Genomic DNA, 23,298 nt, shown 5'->3' with positions numbered 1-23,298 from the left:
CCGCCGCAAATTGCGTGTCAAACGCCAAGCGATGCCGATGTCATGCCGTTCGGGCTCGTTGCACCGCTTGGGCAACGTCTTCGTGTCCGTCGGTGATCAATCCCGAAATCACGCCATCGATGTCGGCGGCCGGTCGATTCTGGCTGAGCTTGAACTTGGCCTCGATGCGGGTGATCAGCAGTTCCACCCCGACGATGGCGCGCAGTTGACCCTCGATGAATTCTCGCGGCGCGTCGTCGACGGACCACGGCCGCGGTCGCCCGGCCTCATGGCGTCCGGTCAGGTCACGCACGTTCTGTTCGACCCAGGCCCGGTCATCGTGCACCGCGAGCCGCCCGTAAACGTGGGCGGTGACGTAGTTCCACGTGGGCACCACCCGTCCGTGTTCGGCCTTGCTCGGATACCAGGCCGGGGAAACATACGCATCCGGTCCGCGCACGATGACCAGGGCCTCGCCGACCGCCGGGCGCCGCCACTGGTCATTGCTGCGGGCGAGATGCCCGCGCAGGGTCCTCGCGCCCGGGTCATAGACGAACGGCAGCATGGTGGCGACCACGCCTTCGGCTGTCGCCGTGATCAATTCGGCGGCGCCGTGGTGAGTGAGCAGGTCATCGACGGCCCGCTCGTCGGCGGCGAAATGGGCGGGGATGTACACGGTGTCCAGTATGTCGGCCCGGTAGATCGGCACTACGGCTCATCGGCTATTCACATACCGAGTCGACTCGGTGGGTGACCACCAGACCCAGCGCGAACGGCGTGGCGGCGACGGACTCGCAACCGATCGACGGCAGGATCATCTCGTCCAGGACGCGTCGTTCGTCGCGGTCCACCGCTTCGTCGAGGTAGATGACGTCCCCGGGTCGGAGGTGGGCACTGACCGCTTCCCAGGCGAAGACCGTCGGTTCGTAGAGGTCCAGGTCGAAGAGCACCAGCCACTGCGCGTCGCGCGCGGCGGCCAGGTCCACGGCCCCGAGGGTGTCCTCGACGTCGCCGACGTGCCAACGTACGCGGGCATCGTCGATCGCCGGCGGCTTGCCGCCGGCATCGAACGCGCCTTGCTCGTATTCGCGCCAGGCGCGGGGCAGTCCCGTGAAACGGTCGAACCCGTGCCAGACCACGTCACGCCCGCCCAGTCGACGCAGCCACCAGTTGGTCGCATAGCCCCAGGCGACGCCGAACTCCAGCACCACGAGGGGGCGATCCGGATCGAGCCGCTGCACCAGCCGTTCCCACAGCCGTTCGCGCCGCCCGAGAATCGTTGGCCGAGCACCGAACACACGCTGTTGCCAATCGACGAAGTCGGCGAGCTGGCCGGCGTTGATCGTCTTGGTGCGAAGCATCGAGAAGGCGCCGAACAGGCGCGCAACGCTCGGCTGCAGCTTGATCCACAAGTTGTCTTTGCTCGCATCGGGGAAGGCGGATGAAGCCGGGCTTCGCATCCGCGATGCCCTTCCGGAAGGCACAGTCGACATTTGCCGCTCCAACGCTCAGGCCCCTTCGTTCGGCGGAGACAAGCCGGCCTCCTGCAGCAGCCGTCGCTCGTCGACCTTGCTGGAAGACGTCAAGGGCAGGTCGGCCACCAGGACGAATTGATCGGGCAGCATGGTTTCGGGGAGCCGTTCGCCGGCGGCCCGGCGGATCGCGACAGGGGTGGCCTCGCCGTCGGGCACCACGAACGCGACGACTCCCAGGTCGCCCTCCCGGTCGAAGGTCGTGCACGCCGCCGACGCGACCCCCTCGAGCCCGCCCAGCGCCTCGGTCACCTCGACCAGCGACATCCTCACACCGTGTCGCTTGATGACCCGGTCCGACCGCCCGATGTACACATAGTTGCCTCGGTCGTCGCGAAAGACGAGGTCACCGGTGCGGTAGACGGTGGCTCCTTCGACGATGTCCGTCCGCAGCACGGCTGCGCTCAGCGCCGGGTCGTTCAGGTATCCGGCCATGAGCTGCCGTCCGCCGATGTGCAACTCGCCGACCACGCCCGGGCGTTCCACCAGCCCCCCGTGCTCGTCGACGAGGTGGAACGAGCTCCCGGGATGAGGATGACCGATCGGTACCGGCCCCGCGTCGAGCAAGTCGGGCGTCAGTGCCAGGTGGGCGACGGCGATGGTGGTCTCGGTCGGGCCGTATCGGTTCACCACCCGCAGTCCCGGACTGGCGGCCCACACCGCCCTGATATCGGCCGTGGACGGCGCTTCGCCGCCCAGGGCCAGCACTCTCAACGGGGTGTCAGCCAACCGCGCCAGACGGCCGCTGGACCGGAGCAACCGGAGATAGCTGGGAGAGAAGCTGGTCGCCGTGATCCCCTCGCCGGCGACGATCGAGAAGAACCTGCGTGGGAACAGGAGGGCTTCCCGGTCGGGGATGACCAGGGGAACGCCGCGCACGAGGGGAGGAAAGATGGCGGAGAAGGACCCGTCGAAATGCACCGGCGACACGCACAGGGCCCGGTCGTCCGCGGTGAGACCCACGGCGTCCGCGCATGCCTGGACCGCCGCGAAGAAGGCCGCCGGGGAAATCTGGACCCCCTTGGGGATGCCCGTCGTCCCGGACGTGTAGACGATGTACGAGATGGGGCCCGGTGCGGGTGGTGGTGTGCGCCCGTCTGCGGCGCTCAACGCCGAAAGGCAGGTCCAGGCGGTGCCGGCCGGAAGTCCCGACGGCGCCGTTTGATCGGAGCCCGCGGTGACCACCAGCGCGGGCCGGCAGTCATTCACGATCTGCGCGCGGCGGAGATCCGGGTCGGTGATCGCCAACGGAACGAACGTGGCCCCCGCCCACAGACAGCCCAGTGCCGCCACCACGAAGTCGACGGAGTTGCCGATCAGCAGCGCCACCCGATCCCCCGGCTCGACGCCGTTCTGCAGCAAGCCGGCGGCGACTCGGCCGGCCGCGGCGCGCAACTCGCCCCGGGTCAACGCGCGATCCAGGTCCTTGACGGCGGGCCGATCCGGCGCCCGGTCGGCATGCTCCAGTACCGCGCCGAGGACACCGTGGTCCGTCACGACTTCTCGCAGGTGCTGCACGCTCACTCTTCTCGCTCGCGGATCAGGCGCGCCCCATGGCCCAGCGGGGCCGGGACCACAGCTGCCAGTACTCGACGACCTCATAGCCCAGCCCGAGGTAGAGGTGCTCGGCCCTCGCCGACGACTGGAGCAGTGAGCCCTCGGCCCCCGCTTCGAACCGGGACCGCAGGGCGGTAGCCAGCAGCCGCCGCCCGTAGCCCTTCTTCTGGTCGTGCCGCCCGGTGACCATGGACCACACGACCACCAGCCCGTCCACGGTGGCCGCGGTGAACGAGGCCACCATGCGGTTGTCGTCGAACAGACCCCACACACCGAGATCGGGGGTCTCGACGGCCGCCAGGGGGACGGCCGCCGCGGCGGCCTCGTCGGACATGTTGTAGGTGTCTGCGAGCAGGGCGCGGGCCTCAGGCAGGTCCTCTTCGGTGAGGGCCCGCACACCGGCCCCGTCCGCGGCGGGCAGGTCCGAACTGTCGAGCGCCATGAGGGGCACGGCGCCGACGACAACCCAACCGGAGTCGGCCAGCTTCTGGCCGGTGGCCAGGCCGGGTCCGGCCAGCATGATGATGCCGGGCTTCTCGAGGTCCAGCAGCGGCTGGATGCAGTGCTCGACAAGCACGTCGTTGTCGGACGACAGGCAGCACGCCACGTTGTAATCGACTCGCGGCGCGCAGCTGAAGGCGGTCCACCACTCCGGTTCCACGGCGTGATGACCCGGTGCGGACCACAGGCGGGCGCCCGCACCGAGGTCCCGACGCAACTCCATCGGGGTGCGCCCGATCATGCCGTGGGACCGATCGAGACCGGCGTCGAAACGCGCCGCACGCTAGGTGCCCGAGAGTTCGGCGACCACAGGTGCGAAGGACTCCATCGCATCGCTCTGCACCACGATGTTGTTGAAGCCCCATCTCTCACGGCGCTTGAGAAGTTGTTCACACAATTCGTCCGTCGTGCCGAGCAGGACGATCGGAAGCTCGAGCGCGTCCTCGCCCGGAAGTCCGAGCATGGTTGCGGTGCGCGCCGCCAGGCGGCGGCTGGCGACGACTTTGGTGGCGAAGGAGACGACCTGGAGCTCGATCGAACCGAAGCGGTCACCGGCCCCCGCGCGCACCCACGCCAAGCAGCGATCGAAGTGGTCGAAGGTGGCTTGGCCCGCCAGGTCGCCACCTTTCACGCCCGAGGCCAGGCTGGTATTCACCCCGACGGTATCGGCGTGTTCGGCGGCAACCATGAGTATCCGCCTACTCCCACCCCCGACCATGACGCGAGGCGGCGAAGCCGGGCGAGGATCGCAGCGGGCGTCGCGCACCGTGTAATACCGCCCCGCGACCGTCGCCTCCCCGTCGCTCCACAGCCTCTTCATGATCGCCAGGCTCTCGGCCAGCCGGTCGACGCGGACGGCCGGTTCGTCGAGTTCGATCCCCGCTTGCTCGTAATCGCTGCGGAGCCAGCCCGCTCCGAGGCCGACCTCGACCCGCCCCTCGGCCGCCAAACCGAGCGTCGCGATCTGCTTGGCCAGGACCACGGGGTTGCGGAAGTCGTTGTTCAACACGCCGGACCCCACATTCAGGGTGGAGGTCGCTTCGGCGGCCACGGTCATGGCGACCAGAGGCTCGAACTGGGCGTCAAGGTGGTCAGGGACGTACAGGGTGGAGTACCCGAGATCCTCGGCCATCCGGGCCTGGTCACGCCACGCCGCCATGGTCGGTGCGACCGCGGCCTGCACGCCAAATCGGAACGGGAGCATCTGTCGTGCCACCTCCATCATGAAAGTCGGGGTCTAACAAACCGATAGTCATTGAATCATCCTTATATCATCCCGTATAGTACTGGACATGCCAATAGCTGTACGGTCAGTTTGTGCCGATTCCTCGCCGACGGACATCGCGAAGGTCCTCAATGAGGACGGGTGCGTGGTCATCGCCAACCTCGCATCAGGGGAAACGATGGATCAGATACGGGGCGAGCTCGAGCCGTACCTCGCCGCCACCAGCGGTGGCAACACCGACTTCCTGGGCGCAACCACCCGGCGCACCGGCGCCCTGATCGCGCGTTCGCCGACCGCCCGCACACTCATGACCCACCCGACGATCATCGAAACGCTCGACCTCGTGTTGGGCGACCACGCGAGCACCTTCCAGATCGATCTGACCCAGCTCGTCACCATCGGACCCGGTGAGCCGGCGCAGATGATCCACCGGGACCAGTGGTCGTTCGATCGCTACCGCTTTCCGACGGGCTTCGAAGCCGAAGTCGGCACCATGTGGGCCGTGACCGACTTCACCGAAGAGATGGGCGCGACACGAATGGTAGTGGGCAGCCACCGATGGGAGGACGATCCCGACGAGGTGGACCCCGCCCTGTCCTCCCCGGCGGTCATGAGCAAGGGTTCGGTCCTCATGTACACGGGCTCGGTGTTCCACGGCGGAGGCGCCAACACCACCCAGACCAGCCGGATCGGGATGAACGTGGGCTACTCCGTCGGGTGGCTGCGCCAGGAGGAGAACCAATACCTCGCCTGCCCGCCCGAGATCGCCCGCACCCTCCCCGAGGGGCTGCTCAGGCTGATGGGCTACCAGCGCGGCGCCTACTCGATCGGCTACGTGGACGACATGCGAGAACCCCTGGACTGGCTGTACGGCAGCCGGGCGTATATCTCGGACTTCTACGGTTACCGCCGCGCCGCTCGTAAGCGGCTCAGGGCCACCGGGAGCTACGTTCCGCCAGAAATGCTTAGCCCGGAAATACCGGCTAATTGAGTCGAGCTACGACACAGATATGAGGGAAGGCGCAATGCAGAATCGAATTCGTGAGGTTTTAGCTGCCCATGGCCGCATGGCGGTCGATCCACGGGAGGTGGACGATCAGGCCGACCTCTACGACCTGGGCATGACGTCGCACGCGTCGGTCGACGTCATGCTTGCGCTCGAGGACGCTTTCGACATCGAGTTCCCCGAGGAAGTGCTCAAGAAGTCCACCTTCGCGTCGGTACGCAATATCGAGCAGGTGGTCGAAAGCCTGGTCACGTCGGCTGCGTGATGCCAGGCGCGGTAGCAGTCGATCCGCACTCGGCCCCGTGGATCACGGTGCCGGGTGGAGTTGTCGGCCACCGCGTGCGCATCGGTTGCGATGTCGTGGCCATCGAGGATGTCGAGGGCTCGTTGGCGGCGTTCGGGGACGCCTACCTGGACAAGGTTTTTACGGCGGGCGAAATCGACGACTGCCGAGGCCGCAACCAGGTGCAGCGCTTGGCGGCCCGGTTCGCGGCCAAGGAGGCGGTGATCAAGGCGTTCGCGGAACCCGACCCCGACGTCCCATATCCCTGGCGCGAGATCGAGGTGACACGAGACGGTCCGCTGCCCGTGCTTCGGCTACGCGGAACGCTCGCCGAGCGGGCACGGCGCCAAGGTTGGCTCAGCTCGTCGTTGTCCCTGTCGCATACCGACTGCCACGCGATGGCTGTCGTTCTCGTGGTCTGTGCTCCGCACGAATTCGAGTAGGCGCGCGATGTCTCGCAGACATGATCCGGCATGGGTCTGGATGGTCGGGGCGTTCGGCGGCGCGCTCACGCTTGCGGCGGCAATTCTGGCCGGTTACGGCACCGGTCCCGATGGCCTCAGGCTGGCGGTGCGCTCGACGGCGCGCTGGTCGTTTCTTTTCTTCTGGCTTTCGTATGCCGGTGGCGCGATGGCCATCCTGCTCGGCCCGGCCCTGGCCGGCCTGACACGCAGAGCACGAGCTTTCGGACTGGCCTTCGCCGCCGCGCTCCAGGTTCACGTCGGATTGGTCGTCTGGCTGGGCGTCGCCATCGGCCAGATTCCGCTGCACGGCGGGTTGTTGTGGTTCTTCGTGGTCGCGCTGTTCTTCACCTACGCGCTGGTGCTGCTGTCCTTCGGAATCGGGACGCGCAACCTGGGGCGTCTGTGGCGGCCACTGCTCCTGGTGGGCACGACGTACATTCTGGTCGCCTTCGGCCGCGACTTTGTGCTGGGCGCGGTCGACCCGAAGACCCGGCACTGGCTCTACGCCGCCGAATACGTGCCGTTCGCCCTGTTGAGCCTCGTCGCAGTCCCGCTGCGCGTTGCCGCGTTTGTTTGCCGGCGCTTCGACCGGTCGGCGACGTCACCGGGGGCGGACGGGTCGAAGCACAGCTCCGTCGCCCACGCCGACCACCTCTCGCTCTCGCAGGACCCGGCAAAGACCTCGCTATAGCCGCCGAACGCAAGGAACTGTCGCGTCGTCCGTCACGCCCCCATACGTCGAGCCGGCGTGAAGCGGACCGGCATCGAGTGGATGTTGTTGATCAATGTGGACGGCATGCGCTCGACCGGACCCGCCAACTCCAGATTCTTCATCCGGGACAGCACCTCGGAGACGAGGGCGGCCGCCTCCACTCGGGCCAGGTTCGCACCGAGGCAGAAATGGGTGCCTCCGCCGCCGAATGCCAGGTGCGGGTTGGGCTTTCGAGCCACGTCGAATCGGTCGGGATCGACGAAGTGGCCCTCGTCCCGATTGGCCGACGGGTAGAACATCGCCACGCGGTCGCCCTCCCGCACGGGCACCCCGCGTAGTTCGGTGTCCTTCGTGGCCGTGCGGAAGAACGCGATGAACGTGGCGACGTAGCGAAGCATTTCTTCAACCGCAGTCGGCAGCAGCGACGGGTCCGCCTCCAGCTTGGCCCGCTCCTCCGGATGGTCCATCAGCACGCCCGTGCCTCCGGCGACGAGGTTGCGGGTGGTGTCGCCGCCGGCATTGATCAGCAGCATGAAAAAGAAGTTGAACTCGCTTTCGGTGAGGCGCTGTCCGTCGACCTCGGCATGCAGCAGCGATGTCGCGATGTCATCGCGAGGATCCGCACGCTTGCTGGCCACGAGTTCCGTTGAGTATTTGAACATCTCGGCGCCGGCTTTCATGGCGCGCTTGTCGCCTATCTGACCGGTGTTCATGATTTCGGTCAGCTCGTAAAGCCGGTAGCCGTCTTCCAGTGGAATGCCGAGCAGTTCGGCGATGACGTATGAGGGCAGCGCCCCGGCGACGTCGGTGACGAAGTCGCACTCGCCCCGCTCGATGACGCTGTCGACCACATCGCGCGCCATCTCCGCGATGCGTGCGTTGAGCTTCGCGACCTGCCGCGGCGTGAAACCCTTGCTGACCAGAGCGCGCAGCGCGGTGTGTCGCGGCGGGTCCATCGTCAACATCAGCACGCCCCGCTGGTCGGCGATGTCGTCGGGGCGGGGCACGTCGAAGTACACCCCCGTCGCCTCCGACGACCACGTGGCGCTGTCGCGCGACACGGCGTAGACCTCGTCGTAGCCGGTGAGCGCGAGGAACCCGGGCCCATCCTTGTACGGGTGCCATGCCACGGGCGCGCACTCACGGAGCTTCCGGAAGGCATCGAAGGGGATTCCCGACACGTATGTGTTCGGATCGGCGAGGTCGACACCACCGATGCTGATCGCGTCTTCGGCCATGCCCCACCTCCTCTCTGGTGATGATCGCGCTCAGGACTAGACGGCGTGGCCGGTCGAGAGTACGGCCGACACGGGCGGGCGCCCCGACGGGCGAACGGCGGCGACCGGCAAGACCGTGGTGCGGATCGCCGCCAATATCGCCGGGTGATGGGCGGAATGATCGCCGGTGGGTACCGCGATCAGGCGGGGCGGCCGCAACGTCCCTTGCAGCCGGTCAAGGGCCGCCCGGCCGCCTCTGGCACTGAACTGCTCCGCATCCTCGGGCGAGGCGATCAGTGTCACGCCGGTTCCACGGCGGGCAAGCGTTGCCAGTACGTTCTCCGGCAGGAACACCAAGCCGACCCAGCTCAACACCCGCAAGAGATATCTCGGGAAATGGTTGTGCACAAAGCTTTTCGACCGCTTTCTACCCGAGCGGACAAGTGCCCCCAGCCGCGCTGTCCAGCCGGAACCAAAGGACCCGCCAGCCGCTTCTCGGGCCGCGTTGGCGTTGTGCGCCTGGTTCCGGAAGTACAACTGCTCCGCCAGGGTCGGGGTGACTCGCCAATTCCACACCACCAGGTTGACCAGGATCACCGACTGAGCACCGATGCTGCGGGCGGCCTGAGCGGCGTACCAAGACCCTGAGCAGATACCGACGAGCTCGAGTTCCCCGGCGTCTCGGCGCGCGTGTCTGGCCACCGCAACCGAGTCGGTGACGTCCGCCCGGGTATAAACCCTTTGCCAAGGTGCCCAACGAATTCGGCCGGACAAGCCCTCCCCCAGCTTGTCCCAGCGCACCGCCTGTGACCCGCCCGCTGCGATGCGACGTGACAATTCGACCCACTCGCGGACGGGTCCCACATGCAGGTCGTGAGACGTCGTGAAGAACAGTACGGTCTTCGTGGGTGCGGAACTACGGCGTCGAGGCAGCGTGCGGATGGCGAACAGCCCGCTCGGCCCGATCCGTTCGATTTTCTCGAAAACGTCTGCCCCGTCCGGCCCTTCGGCCGGCATCGTCACCGTTGTCAGGTATCGGGGCGCGGCACGATGGGTGCGGGCGGGGACGTTTCCGTCAATCCAGTCGACGATCGAATCGACCGCGGCGAAAGGGATCGGCAACGGCACCGGCAACGGATGGGCGCATTCAGGCAGTCCGCCGGCGACGACCGCGTCGACCCCCTCTGCCGCCGCGAGGGCAGTGATGCGCTTGTCGGTCTCGGCTGGGCGTCCCACCAGCAGTAGGTTGTCGACGCCATAGGCGCCGACCGGATCGGCGCCCAGCCTCAGCGCCGAGAATTCCGCGGCGGTGCGGTCGCTGAACCGCGCGCCCATGATTGACACCTCGCCGGCCGTAACGGCGTCCTCGCCCACCGACAACCGGTACAGCGCAACGTGTTCCCGAAGGTAGCGCCTGCCCGTTCCGGGGGGATCGAGGTAGACCGCGCGGTTGACTCTGCGGGATTGCGACAGGTACTCGTCGAGGATCAGGCATCCGGCACGGACGCCGATGGCGGTCGCCGACTCGGCGCCGATCAGGTTGAGGTAGTCGAGCGCGTGGCCCACGCTTGCCACCCAGTCGGCCAGCGCGTCATCGCGGCCCTGAGCGTAGGCGGAATCACCCGTGCCCAGGTAGTCGAAACGCAACACGCCGAAACCGCGGCGCGCCAGGCTGTCGCCCAGGATCCGATGCAGTCGAACGCTGTCCATCCCCTCCTTGCCGAGCGAGCCGCAGATCACCACCCCACCCCTGATCTGGTTGTCGACCGGCAGGTGGAGCACGCCGAACAATGGCGAATCCGACGGTCCGAAAAAGGTCGGCACCTCCGTCGTCGCCGACGGCATGGTGCGCCGGTCCCACGGCCGGCTTCCGCCGCCGGCGGATAGGCGTGCTCTCGGGTGGCGGGCGTCGCGCGGCCGGATCGGTCGCGCTCCCGCGGTCGTCGTCAAGCGGTGCCACATGTTCGTGAGCGCTCCCGTCGGGTGGGGTTCTCCGGGGTCGTTGCGGGCAACGCGGCGGTTGTCGGCGATGCCTTCGCTGTGCCGAGCGACTCGAGCATCATCCGCGCGAGCCGCTCCACGTCGGGCAGGTCGAGCAGGGTGCCGTGGTCACCGGCAACACGATGCACCGTCAAGGTTCCGTTGTGGAATTCGTCCCAGCCCAACAGGTCTGCGTCCGCAACCGCCGCGGAGGCCTCGCTGACGAACAGGTGCATCGGCACCTCGTGACCGGGCTGCTGATAGCGGCATACGATCTCGGTGGCTCCGCGATAGTCGAAGTCGATTTGTGGCCACAGCGCGCGGGGGCCGCCCCGAAGCACCCGAAGCGCGACCTCGGCGCATTTGGCCCACCGCTGACGCGCCGGCTGTTCGCGTAACTGACGGAGCTGCCAGCGCAGCGTCAGCTGCGCCCGCAGCAGCTGCGCCATCGATGGCGCCTCGGTGTCGAGGATGGCCAGCCACTCGACCTGCTGGCCGGAATCGACGGCCTGGCGGGCAACTTCGTATGCGACGAGCCCCCCGATCGAGTAGCCGACCAGCGCAAGCGGGCCATCCGGCTGCCGCTCGCGGATCGCCGAAAGGGCCTGGCTGGCATGCTCTTCGATGCTCAGGGATCGGTCAAAACGCCCACCTGGCTGTTCGGGTATCACCGCGTGCACCGGCTGGGCGGCTCCCCAAATCGCCGTGAAATGTCTCAGGCTCATGGCTGACGGATCGTCCGCGAAGATGAAGTGCAGCGGTGGGCGGGAGGTCACTTGGCCGGTGCGGCCCGGGGTTTCGGCGCTCAGTAACTCGGCGAGTCCCGCAATGGTCCTGCCGCTGTCGAGGAACGCCTCGAGCGGCAGTGGCACTCCCCATGTCCGACGAATCTTCGCGATCAGCCGGTGCGCCAGCAACGAGTGGCCCCCCACATCAAAAAAGTCGGAGTTGACGTCAGCCACCGGCACGCCGAGCACGTCGGCCCACAACTTGGCGACGCTTCTTTCCAGTTCGTTACGGGGCCGCACAGCCTCGGGCTGCCCGGCTCCCGGCGGCGGCGGCGCGGGTAGCGCGGCCTTGTCGAGTTTCCCGCTCGGGGTCATCGGGAACGCGCTCAGATGCACGAACGCGCTCGGGACCATGTAATCGGGCAGCCGGTCGCGTAGCCATCGACGGGCTTCGGCATCGCTCGGCACCCCCGGCTTGCCGACGATGTAGGCAACCAACTGCCGGCCCCCGCTGGGCGCCTCGCGAGCGACGACGGCGCAGGGGCCCACGTCCGGGTGCTCGGCCAGCGTTGACGCGATCTCGTCCGGCTCGACGCGAATCCCGCGGATCTTCACCTGGTCGTCGTAGCGACCCAGGAATTGAATTCGGCCGTCGGGCAGCAGCCGGCCACGATCGCCCGTCCGATAGATCCGCCCGCCGGCGTGGAATGGATCGTCTCCGAATCGGCGCGCCTGCTCGTCAGGACGGTTGAGATATCCACGAGCCACACCGACGCCGCCGATCACGATCTCCCCGGGAACGCCGACCGGTTGCATCCGTCCGCGTGAATCCATAACGTAGACAAGAACATTCGGAAGTGGTCTGCCAACCGTCACCATGTCCCCCCGGGCGACCCGGGAGAAGTTCGAGCCTATCGTGGCCTCCGTGGGGCCGTAGCCGTTCCAGACCGCCCGGCAGCGGTGCAACAGCGCTTCGGCGAGCGCCTCGGTCAGCGTTTCGCCGACGGACACCACCGTTAAGTCAGCCTTTCCGTTCCAGCCGCCGGCGATGAGCGCTTCCCAAAGAGTTGGTGTGGCCATCATGTACGTCGCGCCGGTGCCCGCGATAAGCCGGCTCAGCGCATCCGGATTCGTCGCCTGCTCAACGGTGGCCAGCACTAGTCGCGCCCCGCACGCCAGCGCACAGAAAACGTCGGCGAGCCCGGCGTCGAAGCTGAAGGACGACGACGACAATACGGTGTCGCAAGCGGTGACACCGAACTCGGCAAACATCGTCAGCATCACGTTGGCCAGGCCGCGATGTTCGACGAGCACCCCCTTGGGGCGGCCGGTGGACCCAGACGTGTAGGTCACGTAGGCGAGGTCGCCGGGGGACACCTCGACAAACGGATCGGAGTTCAGTGCCGGGCGCAGCGGCCACGGATCGTCGAGATTGATCACCTTGGCCGTCGACGATGCTCCGCCGGTCGGCTGCTGACGATCGGTGAGAATGACGGCCGCACCGGCGTCATTGACGCTGAAGGCGTTGCGGTGACCCGGTTGGCGGGGATCCAGCGCCAGGAATGCCGCGCCGGACTTGAGGATTCCGAGAAGCGCCGCCACCAGATCGAGCTTGCGGTCAAGCAGCACGGCCACCACCGTGCCACGCCCGGCGCCCGCGGCCCGCAGTCGCGCGGCGATGTGTTCGGCGCGGTCGTCGAGTTGGCGATAGGTCAGTGCCTCGTGGCCGAGCTCGACGGCTACCGAGTCGGGCGTTCGTTCGGTCTGCGCCCGGATTAGCTCGTGGACACAGAGTGACGAAACATTCGGCGGCACTGGCGGATTCCAGCCCAGCTGACGACGACGGGCCGGCCTTCTCACGAGGTCATGTTGAGCCATCGGTAGGTCGGGCGCTGCTGCCACGGCTGTGTGCTCCTCCTAACGGAGGCCGTCCCGGAGGCGGCCGCGGTAACCGCGCCGCTCGGTACGCCCTTGAGATACCGATAATCGACCTAAACCAGCTCTATACATACTTTTAGCATAGAATGACGACAATATCTAACCCTTCGGTTTTCTTGCGGATTGTGGCTGACTATCGCGCCGCGAGCACTGACAGCATGTGGTCGGCGTAGTTGGTGACGTAGACGGTGCGGCTGTCCGGATCCAGCGCCACCGCGTCCGGGTTGTTGCCGACGGGCACGGTTTCGGTGACGGCGTGCGTCGAGCCGTCAATCACCGACAGCGTGCTGTCAGCGAAGTTGGTGACGTAGACGGTGTGGGTGTCTCGATCCACCGCCACCCCGAACGGGTTGTTGCCGACGCGGATGCTGTCGATGACGATGCGCCTGGAGGCGTCGATCACCGACACGGTGGGGTGGCCGTAGTTGGCGACGTACACGGTGTGGGTGTCGGGGTCCACCGCCACCCCGCCGGCGGTGTTGCCAAGGGGCACGGTGTCGGTGACGGCGTACGTCAACCCGTCGATCACGGAGACCGTGTGGTCACCGGAATTGGTGGCGTAGACAACGTGGGTGGCCGGATCCACCGCTATCCCGAACGGGCCGTTGCCCACGGGCACGGTGGCGATGACCGTGTGCGTCGACCCGTCGATCACCGACACCGTGGGGTGGCCGTAGTTGGCGACGAAGACGGTGTGGGTGCCCGGATCCACCGCCACCCCGAACGGGGTGTTGCCGACGGGCACGGTGGCTGTGACCTTGCGGGTCAACCCGTCGATCACCGACACGGTGTGGGAGTCGGAGTTGGCCACGTAGACCGTGTGGGTGCCCGGATCCACCGCCACGCCGTCCGGGTGGTGGCCGACCGGCACGGTGGCGATGACCGCGCGTTTCGACCCGTCGATCACCGACATCGTCTCGGTGAGGTTGTTGGTGACATAGACGGTATTGGTGACCGGGTCCACCGCCACCGCGTTCGGGGCCGTGCCGACGAACACGGCGTTCGTGTGCACAGGCCGGTTGACCAAATTGATCATGCCGAACAGGCCGGCGACGAAGACCGCGAGTACGAGCCCCATCATCGCCTCGAGTTGGGCAGGATGCATGGCGGCCAGTCGCGCGCGCGGGGGTTTCGGGGTCCGCTTCGGCTTCTCGGCGGCTTTTTGCCGTTGCCGCGACGGTTTGGGCGCGCGCGGACCGGCCGGCGGGCGGGGTTCGTATCGGGTCGGACTGGCCGGCGGGCGAGTCCTGTGTTCGGTCCAGGTCAGCACGCCATCGTGGAACGACGGAGATATTCGCGCCCGGTCCGCGTCCTGTGCCACTACGTTGCCTGCGATCATTCCTGCTATCCGGCCAGCCGACTGTCACGTGATTGCGCCGGCCACCGAACTCCACGGGCCGGTTCGGTGCGGCGTTGATGGCGGGTTTCTTGGAGGTAGAGCCAGGCGCCTTGCAGGAGGCCCTTTCTGCCGGCCCGCAGGAGGTTTTCCGGGACGCCCCCGGTCAGCTCGGGCTGTCCGGAGCCGCGGTTGGCCAGCATGCGTTTGAGGCCGCGCGGGACGAACCGCAGGATCCGCCACAGATAGTGCGGGGAGGTCAAGATCATGCTCATGTAGAACGCGGTCAGGCCCGCCGAGTACCCGAAGAACTGCTTTTCCAGGGCTTCGTCGGTGCGGCGGTGGTAGTGCCAGGTGATGGCCGGCGGCCAGTGCAGGATCGTCGAGCCGTTCTCGAGCAGCAGCGACAACGCCCGCGTCTCCTCCCCACCATGGGTGAGGGTCCCGGCGCCGAGTCGATTGTCGAAGCCGCCGATGGCGCGCAGCGTGTCGGTCCGAAAGGCCATATTGCCCCCGGCGCCGAAATTGGGCAGCGGATAAAGCGGATCCCAGACCGACGCGGTGCCCGCACGCAGCACCACCGGCTCCACGCCACGGCCCTTGTTGAACCCCCCGTAGCGTTCGAAATTGACCTGGGCGTCGGTCTCCAACTCCGCCGGCAGCATCAACCCCACCACCGCATCGGGACGCTCGGGACACCCAAACCCCCGCTTGATCCAGGCCACCCAGTCCGGATCGGCCACCTCGTCATCGTCGATCCAGGCGACGAACTCACTGCCCACCTCGGCCAGCGCGCGGTTGCGGGCCCGCGACAAACCCGGCGCCGGCTCATGACAACACCGCAGCCGCAGACCCTCGAACTCACCCAACGTGCGCGCCACCGCACCCTCACCCGAATTGTCGACCACCAACACCTCAAAACCCGGATCGGACTGCCGGGCCAAGCTGGCCAACGTCTGCACCAAACCCGCACGCCGATCACGCGTGCAGATCACCACCGTCAGCGACACCGCACCACCGTCGAACACCTCCACCGGCCGCGGCAGCCTCAGCGCGCCAAAACGATCCCGCAACTCGGCCAACACGATCGACGACTCGCCCGCCAAGTCCAAAAACCGCGTCGCCACCGGAACACCGTCCCTGCGCACCAAACACCACGCCGCCGCAAACCGCCCCACATCGACGACCTCATCCCCATACCCACGCCCCAACTCAACGTCGACCACCCACGCCGGCGCCCGCAACCCACCCCGCCCGACCTCACGCACAGCGCAACCATCGACTCGGCAAAAACGCGATGCCCACCATGATCCCTCTACGCGATGACCGCGTTGAATGCTCGGGCCACCGGGAACGCAACGGGCCCGTCGTGAACGGGCCGGATCGGCAGCCCCGGCGGCACCGATTCGGGGGGCGGGTCGAAGTCGCTCACTGCAGGCTTTCGAACGCGTCGATCTGCTCGCGGGTCACCGTGAGCACGTCGGCCCCCGCGTGCACGCGCCGCTCCCAGTCGATCGTCCATGCCACGGCATCGCGGAAGCTGAGCCGGCCGTGCCAGCCCAGTTCGCGCTGTGTCTTGGAGGTATCGAGAGCGAGCAGGTTCGCCTCGTGCGGGTGATTGTCACCGTCGAGGTCCCAGTGCGCGCCGCCGCCCCAAAGCTCGGCCGCCAGCGTGGCCACTTCGCCGACCTCGACGAAGCTGTCGGGGCCCGGCCCGATGTTCCACTGTCCCAGGCCGGAACCGGCCAGCAGCGCATCGGCGACGGTGAGGTAGCCGTTGAGGCAATCCAGCACGTGCTGCCACGGCCGCACCGCGTGCGGAAACCGTAACCGAGGCGCCTCGCCGCGCGCGAAGGCGGCCGTCAGGTCTGGCAGGAGCCGGTCTCGACTGGAGTCGCCGCCGCCGATGACGTTGCCGGCGCGGGCAATAGCGGTGGGAACGCCGGGGAAGCTGCGGGTCCAGGACTGGACCAGCAGATCGGCCATCGCCTTCGACGCGCTGTAAGGATCGTCGCCACCGAGAGGGTCGGTTTCGACGTAACCGGCCTTCTGGTTGTTGTTGCGGTAGACCTTGTCGGTGGTCACCACGACGTGCGCACGCACCGACGGCGTGGCCGCGACGGCCTCCAGCACGCTGAGCGTGCCCATGGCGTTGATCTCGTAGGTGTCCCGCGGCTTGCGGTACGACTCCCGGACCAACGGCTGGGCGGCCATGTGCACCACGACATCCGGAGCCGCCGCCGACAACGCCGCCGCGGTCTCCTCCGCGTCACGGATGTCCAGCCGGAAGTCGCAGGCAAGCTGGTCCGCGAGCGCCGCCCGCTTGAACAGGCCGCCCTCGGGCGGCTCCACAGCGGCCACACCGGATACCCGGTGCCCGCGGCTGAGCAGGAGCAGCGTAAGCCAGGACCCTTTGAACCCGGTGTGTCCGGTGACCAGGTAGTGCACAGGGATCTCCTCACGTGTGTGGCTGACTTTCACATAGTAAACCAGAAGTTGCTCAAATGAGCCCTATACATCCATAAAGTACGTGATAACCTAGTCCAGGAGGGTACACGATATGACAATCCCGGGCATTACCGCAGAGCAGCAGGATACTGCGCCCTACAACCACCACCCGGTCTCCGCCGCCGCGCGCACCGCCGGCCCACCCACAGATAGGCAGCCCACCATGACCACCCCACCGACACCGACACCGACACCGACACCACGGAACCACCAGTCATGAAAGCCGTACTGCTGGCCGGCGGCCTGGGCACCCGCATGCGCGAAGAAACCGAATTCCGCCCCAAACCCATGGTCGAAGTCGGCGGCCGACCCGTGCTCTGGCACATCATGAAAATCCTTGGCCACCACGGCATCAACGACTTCATCGTGTGCACCGGCTACAAAAGCGAACACATCAAAAGCTACTTCGCCAACTACGGCGTAGCCAACCTCGACTTCACCATCACCCTCGGCGACCAATCCAGCATCCGCCACCACGGCTCACACGACGAATTCAACTGGCAAGTCACCGTCGCCGACACCGGCCTGACCACCATGACCGGCGGCCGCATCAAACGCATCCACAAATACGTCGGCAACGAAACCTTCCTATGCACCTACGGCGACGGCATCGCCGACGTCAACATCAACGCCCTCCTCGAATTCCACCGCAACCACGGCAAACTCGCCACCGTCACCGCCACCCAACCCATGAGCCGATTCGGCGTCATCGACCTCCACCAAGACGGCGTCGTCGCCACCTTCCGCGAAAAACCCAAAACCGAAGACTGGATCAACATCGGCTACTTCATCTTCGAACCCGAAATCTTCGACTACCTCGACGGCGACGACACCGTCCTCGAAGACCAACCACTCCTCCGACTCGCCAAAGACGGCCAAATCGCCGCCTACGCCCACCACGGATTCTGGCAACCCATGGACACCTACCGCGAATCCCAAGCCCTCAACAACCTCTGGAACACCGGCAACCCACCCTGGAAAATCTGGAACTAACCCCACCCCACCAACCCAATCACCCCGCAAAATGCACTTGGTCGACGTATGCGGCCACCCGCAACGCGTTGGCAGCGACCGTCAGACTGGGGTTCAAACCTGCGCTGGAGGGGAAGAACGAGCTGTCCACCACGTAGAGGTTGTCGACTTCGTGCGCCCGGTTGTGGGGGTCCAGCACGCTGGTTTTCGGATCGGTGCCGAAGCGGCACGTCCCGCAGACGTGGCCCAGGTTCGAGTTGCCCTCGCCGCTCACCAGCGACATCGTCCGAAACGGTTGCAGCACCTCTTTGAGTTGGCGCAAAAACGCCGCGCGGCGCCGGATCTCACTGGGGTGTAAGCGGTACTGAAAGCGCAGTCGTTGGCGCCCGTCCGGGCTGGGCCGGTCGCACGGCAGGACTCGGTTGTCCAGATAGGGCAGGTCTTCGGTCATCGCGACCAGCACCAGTCCGCCGGTCAAGATTCTCTGGTAGACCTGGCGCACCGCAGGGCTCGCGAGGCGCAGCGCCCTGCTTCGCCAGTCTGGCCGATTGGTCAGCCATTCCATCGGCGGCAGCGGCCCGAAGGATTGCACGGTGCCGTATTTCTGCCCCTCCCAGAAATAGAAGTCGTTGAGCCCGATCTCTTTGTTTGCCGCTGTGGTCTTGTAGTCGCGGTGTGGCCAGATCTCGATCGGGTCCAACAGATGGCGCATCAAATTGCGCCCCACCCAGTCCGACCCATTGGCCAGTCCACGCGGCCAATCACCCGACCGGGAATTGAGCAACAGCACCGGGCTGGCCAGCGCGCCGGCGGCCAGCACCACAACCTTCGCCTTCAGGGCCAGCAGATCGGAGCGATGCCGGCAGATCACCCGCCGCACCCGGGCGGAGTCCGCCTCCAGACGCACCACCCGGCATTCGGTCAGCAGCTGGGCGCCGTACTCGGCGACGGCGGGCAGCACCCCGTTGCGGCCGGCGTCGTTTTTGCACAACTTCTCGCACAGATGGTCCTGACAGGTGGCACACCCGTCGGTGTAGTCGCAGGCCATCGGCAGGCGGTAGGGATGCAGGCCGCGGCCTGCCAAATGGTTGACCAGCGGCTCGTTGTCGGGTGAAAACGGCGGCGCCGCAGGCAATCCGATCTCGGCGGCTTCCGGGCGCAGTGGATCGGGCTGGCCGCGCACCCCCAGCAGCTTTTCGGCCTCGGCGTACCAGGGCCGCAGCTCGTCGTAGCTGATCGGCCAGGCCTCGGGCACGGTGGAATCGCCGGGGTCGGTGAAGTCTTGCCGGGGCGTGAAATCGCGGACGAAAAAGCGTTCGCAGACCATACCGTAGAGGGCCGAGGACCCGCCGGTGCCGCTGCCGATGAACGGCACGAACCGCTTCGGGCGCCGCCCGCTGATGTCTTCGACCTCGTCGGTGGAGCGCCCGGACCGGGCCAGGGCGTCGAAATAGGTTGCGGCGGAACGGTAGGCGCGCGGCTCGGCAAGTTCGGGAATCGCGGAGCGAATCGTTCCCGGTGTTCCGGGCAGCGTCGAGCGTCCTTTCTCGACGAACAGCACCTTGCGGCCCGCGCGGGCCAGCCAATGGCCCAGCATCCCGCCCCCCATGCCGGTACCCACGACGATAACGTCCCACTCGATGCGCTCGGCCTCGCGCGGACTCAGGTCGCCGTCAGCCAGAACCGAACTCCTCAGCGCAGGATGGCCCGAAGCCTGGCCCCGGCCGGGCGACGATGACGAACACGATCCGGGCGTCGTCGTCACAGTCCCGTGCCTGCGGTCACTGTGGGCAGTACGCAGCGCTCCATCCCGCTGGTGCCACTGAAGTATTCGATAGTTCGCGCGACCCCTTGCTCGAAAGGGACTTGGGGACGCCAACCGAGCCTGGATTCGGCGAGGCTGATGTCGGGCTTCCGTTGCTTGGGGTCGTCCTGCCGCAGGGCCGTGAAGACGATCGCCGAGCGGGATCCGGTCATCTCCTTGATGATGTTCGCGGCCGCCAGGGCGGTGAATTCCGCCGTGCCGCCAAGGTTGACGGGTCCGATGAACGACGGTGCGCTCGCGGCCATCCTGACCAGTCCGTCGACCAGGTCGTCGACGTAGCAGAAGGAGCGGGTCTGGTTGCCGTCCCCGAACACCGTGATCGGTTCATCCCGCAGCGCCTGGGCGATGAAGGTGCCGATGATGCGGCCGTCCTCCGGATCCATCCTCGGGCCGTAGGTGTTGAAGATGCGGACGACTTTGATTCGGACCCGGTAGCGGTGGGCGTATTCCAGCATCAGCGTCTCGGCGATCCGCTTGCCCTCGTCATAACAACTCCGCACACCGAAACAGTTGACGTTGCCCCAGTAGCTCTCGACCTGGGGATGAACCGTGGGATCCCCATAGACCTCGCTGGTCGAGGATTGGAGCATGATCGCGTCCTTGTCGCGGGCCAGTTCGAGGAGGTTCTTGACCCCGGCATAGTTCGTCTCGAGGGTGAACAGGGGATCGCGCTGGTATGTGAGCGGCGCCGCCGGGCAGGCCATGTTGAAGATGACGTCCAGCGGGCCGGCCGCCGCCGCGTCCAACGGTCGTGTGATGTCGTGCTCGAGGAAGCCGAAGCCCGGGTCGTTCTCGAGGTGACTGAGGTTTTCCCGGCTGCCGCTGTAGAAGTTGTCGAGCCCGAGAACCTCGACACCGTCGCGGCGCAGACGGTCGCAGAGGTGGGATCCCAGGAAACCGGCGGCGCCCGCGACGAGGGCTCTCATGTGCTTCTCCTCAGTCCTAGTTCCGGCCCATGCCGTAGTAGTCAAATCCCTCGGCCCGCACGCGCTTTGGCTCGTAGATGTTCCGGCCGTCGAACACGACGAAACCGCGCATCACCGACTTGAGGCGCTGCCAGGATGGCCGCTGGAACTGCTTCCACTCGGTGACCAGGAGCAGCGCATCGGCGCCGTCGACGGCCTCGTACATGCTCCCGGCATACTCGATCGAATCCCCCAGCGCCCTCTTCGCCTGCACGGCCGCTTCGGGATCGTAGGCCCGCACGGTGGCACCGAGCTCGACCAGCCTGCGCGCGGTGACGACGGACGGCGCTTCGCGCATATCGTCGGTCTGGGGCTTGAAACTGAGGCCCCAGAGCCCGAAGCGCAGGCCGTCCAGATTCGTCGCGGGACCGTGGCGGTCCCCGAAGTGGGAAAGGATCTTTGATACCAGGGCGATCTTCTGCCCGCTGTTGACGTGGTCGACCGCACGCAGCAAACGCATGTCCGCGCCCAGGCCGACGCCGGTATGTATCAGGGCCTGAACGTCTTTCGGCAAGCAGGAGCCGCCGTAGCCCACGCCGGGGAACAGGAACTCATAGCGGATGCGCTTGTCCGCCCCGATGGCCTCGCGCACGGCCGAGATATCAGCGCCGGCCCGCTCACACAGGTTCGAAATCTCGTTGATGAAGGAGATCTTGGTCGCCAGAAAGCAGTTGGCCGCGTATTTGGCCATCTCGGCGCTCCGGACGTCCATCGTGATCAGCGGATTGAAAGTGCGCAGGTACGGCTCGTAGAGCTCGCGCATGATGTCGAGGGCGCGCTTGGAGTCGCAGCCGATCACCACGCGGTCGGGCTTCATGAAGTCGGCAATAGCCGTGCCTTCCTTCAGGAATTCGGGATTCGACACGACGTCGAACTCGTGCTTCGCGTTCTTGTCGATGATCGCCCGAACCTCGTCGGCCGTGCCGACCGGGACGGTCGACTTGTCGACCACGACCTTGTAGCGATCCATGTGCGAGCCGATGTCATCGGCCACGGAATAGACGTGGGAGAGGTCGGCCGCGCCGCTGCGACCCATGGGCGTCGCGACGGCGATGAATATCACGTCCCCGTGTTCGACCCCGCGCCGCGTGTCGGTGGTGAAGTCGATGGATCCGTTCTCGCGGTTCCTGTCGATCAGCTCGGCCAGGCCGGGCTCGTAGATGGGCACCCTTCCCGAACGGAGCTGGTCGATCTTGGCGTGGTCGATGTCGACGCAGACGACGTCATTGCCGCTGTCGGCGAGGCAGGCGCCCGTGACGAGGCCGACGTAGCCGGAGCCGATCACCGAGATCTTCACCGGACACCGGATTCGGTGCGGTGTTGATGGCGGGTTTCTTGGAGGTAGAGCCAGGCGCCTTGCAGGAGGCCCTTTCTGCCGGCCCGCAGGAGGTTTTCCGGGACGCCCCCGGTCAGCTCGGGCTGTCCGGAGCCGCGGTTGGCCAGCATGCGTTTGAGGCCGCGCGGGACGAACCGCAGGATCCGCCACAGATAGTGCGGGGAGGTCAAGATCATGCTCATGTAGAACGCGGTCAGGCCCGCCGAGTACCCGAAGAACTGCTTTTCCAGGGCTTCGTCGGTGCGGCGGTGGTAGTGCCAGGTGATGGCCGGCGGCCAGTGCAGGATCGTCGAGCCGTTCTCGAGCAGCAGCGACAACGCCCGCGTCTCCTCCCCACCATGGGTGAGGGTCCCGGCGCCGAGTCGATTGTCGAAGCCGCCGATGGCGCGCAGCGTGTCGGTCCGAAAGGCCATATTGCCCCCGGCGCCGAAATTGGGCAGCGGATAAAGCGGATCCCAGACCGACGCGGTGCCCGCACGCAGCACCACCGGCTCCACGCCACGGCCCTTGTTGAACCCCCCGTAGCGTTCGAAATTGACCTGGGCGTCGGTCTCCAACTCCGCCGGCAGCATCAACCCCACCACCGCATCGGGGCGCTCGGGACACCCAAACCCCCGCTTGATCCAGGCCACCCAGTCCGGATCGGCCACCTCGTCATCGTCGATCCAGGCGACGAACTCACTGCCCACCTCGGCCAGCGCGCGGTTGCGGGCCCGCGACAAACCCGGCGCCGGCTCATGACAACACCGCAGCCGCAGACCCTCGAACTCACCCAACGTGCGCGCCACCGCACCCTCACCCGAATTGTCGACCACCAACACCTCAAAACCCGGATCGGACTGCCGGGCCAAGCTGGCCAACGTCTGCACCAAACCCGCACGCCGATCACGCGTGCAGATCACCACCGTCAGCGACACCGCACCACCGTCGAACACCTCCACCGGCCGCGGCAGCCTCAGCGCGCCAAAACGATCCCGCAACTCGGCCAACACGATCGACGACTCGCCCGCCAAGTCCAAAAACCGCGTCGCCACCGGAACACCGTCCCTGCGCACCAAACACCACGCCGCCGCAAACCGCCCCACATCGACGACCTCATCCCCATACCCACGCCCCAACTCAACGTCGACCACCCACGCCGGCGCCCGCAACCCACCCCGCCCGACCTCACGCACAGCGCAACCATCGACTCGGCAAAAACGCGATGCCCACCATGATCCCTCTACGCGATGAC

20 protein-coding genes are annotated in these 23,298 nt (G+C 66.7%); 5 read left to right on the top strand and 15 right to left on the bottom strand.

Going from position 1 to position 23,298, the window contains the following annotated elements; translation table 11 throughout:
* Nucleotides 1-40 precede the first annotated feature (40 nt).
* Genes A5705_RS24435 through A5705_RS24415 form a run of 5 tightly spaced genes read right to left on the bottom strand, consistent with a single transcriptional unit; the run spans nucleotide 41 to nucleotide 4,785 of the window.
* Entirely contained in the window at nucleotides 41-688 is a 648-nt protein-coding gene (locus tag A5705_RS24435; RefSeq protein ID WP_231964284.1) for an FMN-binding negative transcriptional regulator, read from the bottom strand.
* Nucleotides 689-701: 13 nt separating this feature from the next.
* Nucleotides 702-1,439, bottom strand: coding sequence for a hypothetical protein (locus A5705_RS24430; RefSeq protein ID WP_068280514.1), 738 nt, complete (start codon nucleotides 1,437-1,439; stop codon nucleotides 702-704).
* A 48-nt stretch (nucleotides 1,440-1,487) separates the two neighbouring features.
* On the bottom strand, nucleotides 1,488-3,029 hold the full coding sequence (locus A5705_RS24425) for an amino acid adenylation domain-containing protein (RefSeq protein WP_231982560.1): 1,542 nt from the start codon (nucleotides 3,027-3,029) through the stop codon (nucleotides 1,488-1,490).
* A gap of 22 nt (nucleotides 3,030-3,051) precedes the next feature.
* Nucleotides 3,052-3,810 carry a GNAT family N-acetyltransferase gene (locus A5705_RS24420; RefSeq protein ID WP_067877600.1) on the bottom strand — a complete coding sequence of 253 codons (759 nt, stop codon included), beginning with the start codon at nucleotides 3,808-3,810 and terminating at the stop codon, nucleotides 3,052-3,054.
* 42 nt (nucleotides 3,811-3,852) lie between these two features.
* Nucleotides 3,853-4,785 carry a TIGR03621 family F420-dependent LLM class oxidoreductase gene (locus A5705_RS24415; protein ID WP_197521328.1) on the bottom strand — a complete coding sequence of 311 codons (933 nt, stop codon included), beginning with the start codon at nucleotides 4,783-4,785 and terminating at the stop codon, nucleotides 3,853-3,855.
* 76 nt (nucleotides 4,786-4,861) lie between these two features.
* On the opposite strand from A5705_RS24415, the gene A5705_RS24410 reads away from it, so the two are divergent.
* The 4 genes from A5705_RS24410 to A5705_RS24395 are packed head-to-tail and all read left to right on the top strand — an operon-like array spanning nucleotide 4,862 to nucleotide 7,238.
* Nucleotides 4,862-5,785, top strand: a complete 924-nt coding sequence (locus A5705_RS24410; protein ID WP_197521327.1) for a phytanoyl-CoA dioxygenase family protein — start codon at nucleotides 4,862-4,864, stop codon at nucleotides 5,783-5,785.
* A gap of 34 nt (nucleotides 5,786-5,819) precedes the next feature.
* On the top strand, nucleotides 5,820-6,065 hold the full coding sequence (locus tag A5705_RS24405; RefSeq protein WP_197516943.1) for an acyl carrier protein: 246 nt from the start codon (nucleotides 5,820-5,822) through the stop codon (nucleotides 6,063-6,065).
* On the top strand, nucleotides 6,065-6,526 hold the full coding sequence (locus A5705_RS24400) for a holo-ACP synthase (protein ID WP_082956677.1): 462 nt from the start codon (nucleotides 6,065-6,067) through the stop codon (nucleotides 6,524-6,526). The genes A5705_RS24405 and A5705_RS24400 overlap by 1 nt, the downstream gene beginning before the upstream one ends.
* Before the next feature lie 7 nt (nucleotides 6,527-6,533).
* A complete protein-coding gene (locus A5705_RS24395) occupies nucleotides 6,534-7,238 on the top strand; it encodes a hypothetical protein (RefSeq protein ID WP_156738332.1) in 705 nt (234 codons plus the stop codon).
* Between the two features lie 32 nt (nucleotides 7,239-7,270).
* Here the strand turns inward: A5705_RS24395 and A5705_RS24390 are convergent, their stop codons facing one another.
* The 6 genes from A5705_RS24390 to rfbG all read right to left on the bottom strand — a co-directional run bounded on the left by A5705_RS24390 (nucleotide 7,271) and on the right by rfbG (nucleotide 16,906).
* Nucleotides 7,271-8,497, bottom strand: coding sequence for a cytochrome P450 (locus A5705_RS24390; protein WP_067877614.1), 1,227 nt, complete (start codon nucleotides 8,495-8,497; stop codon nucleotides 7,271-7,273).
* Between the two features lie 36 nt (nucleotides 8,498-8,533).
* A complete protein-coding gene (locus A5705_RS24385) occupies nucleotides 8,534-10,042 on the bottom strand; it encodes a hypothetical protein (RefSeq protein WP_156763216.1) in 1,509 nt (502 codons plus the stop codon).
* 380 nt (nucleotides 10,043-10,422) lie between these two features.
* Nucleotides 10,423-13,044, bottom strand: coding sequence for an amino acid adenylation domain-containing protein (locus A5705_RS24380; RefSeq protein WP_197521326.1), 2,622 nt, complete (start codon nucleotides 13,042-13,044; stop codon nucleotides 10,423-10,425).
* Between the two features lie 211 nt (nucleotides 13,045-13,255).
* Nucleotides 13,256-14,227, bottom strand: a complete 972-nt coding sequence (locus A5705_RS24375; protein ID WP_197516945.1) for a cytochrome D1 domain-containing protein — start codon at nucleotides 14,225-14,227, stop codon at nucleotides 13,256-13,258.
* A 239-nt stretch (nucleotides 14,228-14,466) separates the two neighbouring features.
* A complete protein-coding gene (locus A5705_RS24370) occupies nucleotides 14,467-15,726 on the bottom strand; it encodes a glycosyltransferase family 2 protein (RefSeq protein ID WP_082956668.1) in 1,260 nt (419 codons plus the stop codon).
* Between the two features lie 160 nt (nucleotides 15,727-15,886).
* On the bottom strand, nucleotides 15,887-16,906 hold the full coding sequence (gene rfbG, locus A5705_RS24365; protein ID WP_067877884.1) for a CDP-glucose 4,6-dehydratase: 1,020 nt from the start codon (nucleotides 16,904-16,906) through the stop codon (nucleotides 15,887-15,889).
* Nucleotides 16,907-17,182: 276 nt separating this feature from the next.
* On the opposite strand from rfbG, the gene rfbF reads away from it, so the two are divergent.
* Nucleotides 17,183-17,959 (top strand): glucose-1-phosphate cytidylyltransferase, encoded by a 777-nt coding sequence (rfbF, locus tag A5705_RS24360; RefSeq protein WP_067877628.1) that lies wholly within the window; start codon nucleotides 17,183-17,185, stop codon nucleotides 17,957-17,959.
* Between the two features lie 19 nt (nucleotides 17,960-17,978).
* On the opposite strand, the gene A5705_RS24355 is transcribed toward rfbF, so the two are convergent.
* From A5705_RS24355 to A5705_RS24340, 4 genes are all read right to left on the bottom strand, one after another.
* Nucleotides 17,979-19,559, bottom strand: a complete 1,581-nt coding sequence (locus A5705_RS24355) for a GMC oxidoreductase (RefSeq protein ID WP_231982559.1) — start codon at nucleotides 19,557-19,559, stop codon at nucleotides 17,979-17,981.
* Nucleotides 19,560-19,699: 140 nt separating this feature from the next.
* Nucleotides 19,700-20,689: a UDP-glucuronic acid decarboxylase family protein gene (locus A5705_RS24350; RefSeq protein WP_068280496.1), complete on the bottom strand. Its 990-nt coding sequence runs from the start codon at nucleotides 20,687-20,689 to the stop codon at nucleotides 19,700-19,702.
* 16 nt (nucleotides 20,690-20,705) lie between these two features.
* The gene (locus A5705_RS24345; RefSeq protein ID WP_068280493.1) at nucleotides 20,706-22,025 is read right to left on the bottom strand and encodes a UDP-glucose/GDP-mannose dehydrogenase family protein; all 1,320 of its coding nucleotides are present in this window, start codon (nucleotides 22,023-22,025) and stop codon (nucleotides 20,706-20,708) included.
* The gene (locus A5705_RS24340) at nucleotides 22,022-23,239 is read right to left on the bottom strand and encodes a glycosyltransferase family 2 protein (RefSeq protein ID WP_082956667.1); all 1,218 of its coding nucleotides are present in this window, start codon (nucleotides 23,237-23,239) and stop codon (nucleotides 22,022-22,024) included. The genes A5705_RS24345 and A5705_RS24340 overlap by 4 nt, the downstream gene beginning before the upstream one ends.
* Nucleotides 23,240-23,298: the final 59 nt, after the last annotated feature.

The organism is Mycobacterium sp. E787 (genome assembly GCF_001668725.1).
Lineage (GTDB): Bacteria > Actinomycetota > Actinomycetes > Mycobacteriales > Mycobacteriaceae > Mycobacterium.
Note: the sequence above shows the minus strand (reverse complement) of the source record. Positions and strands in the feature narration are given on the sequence as shown.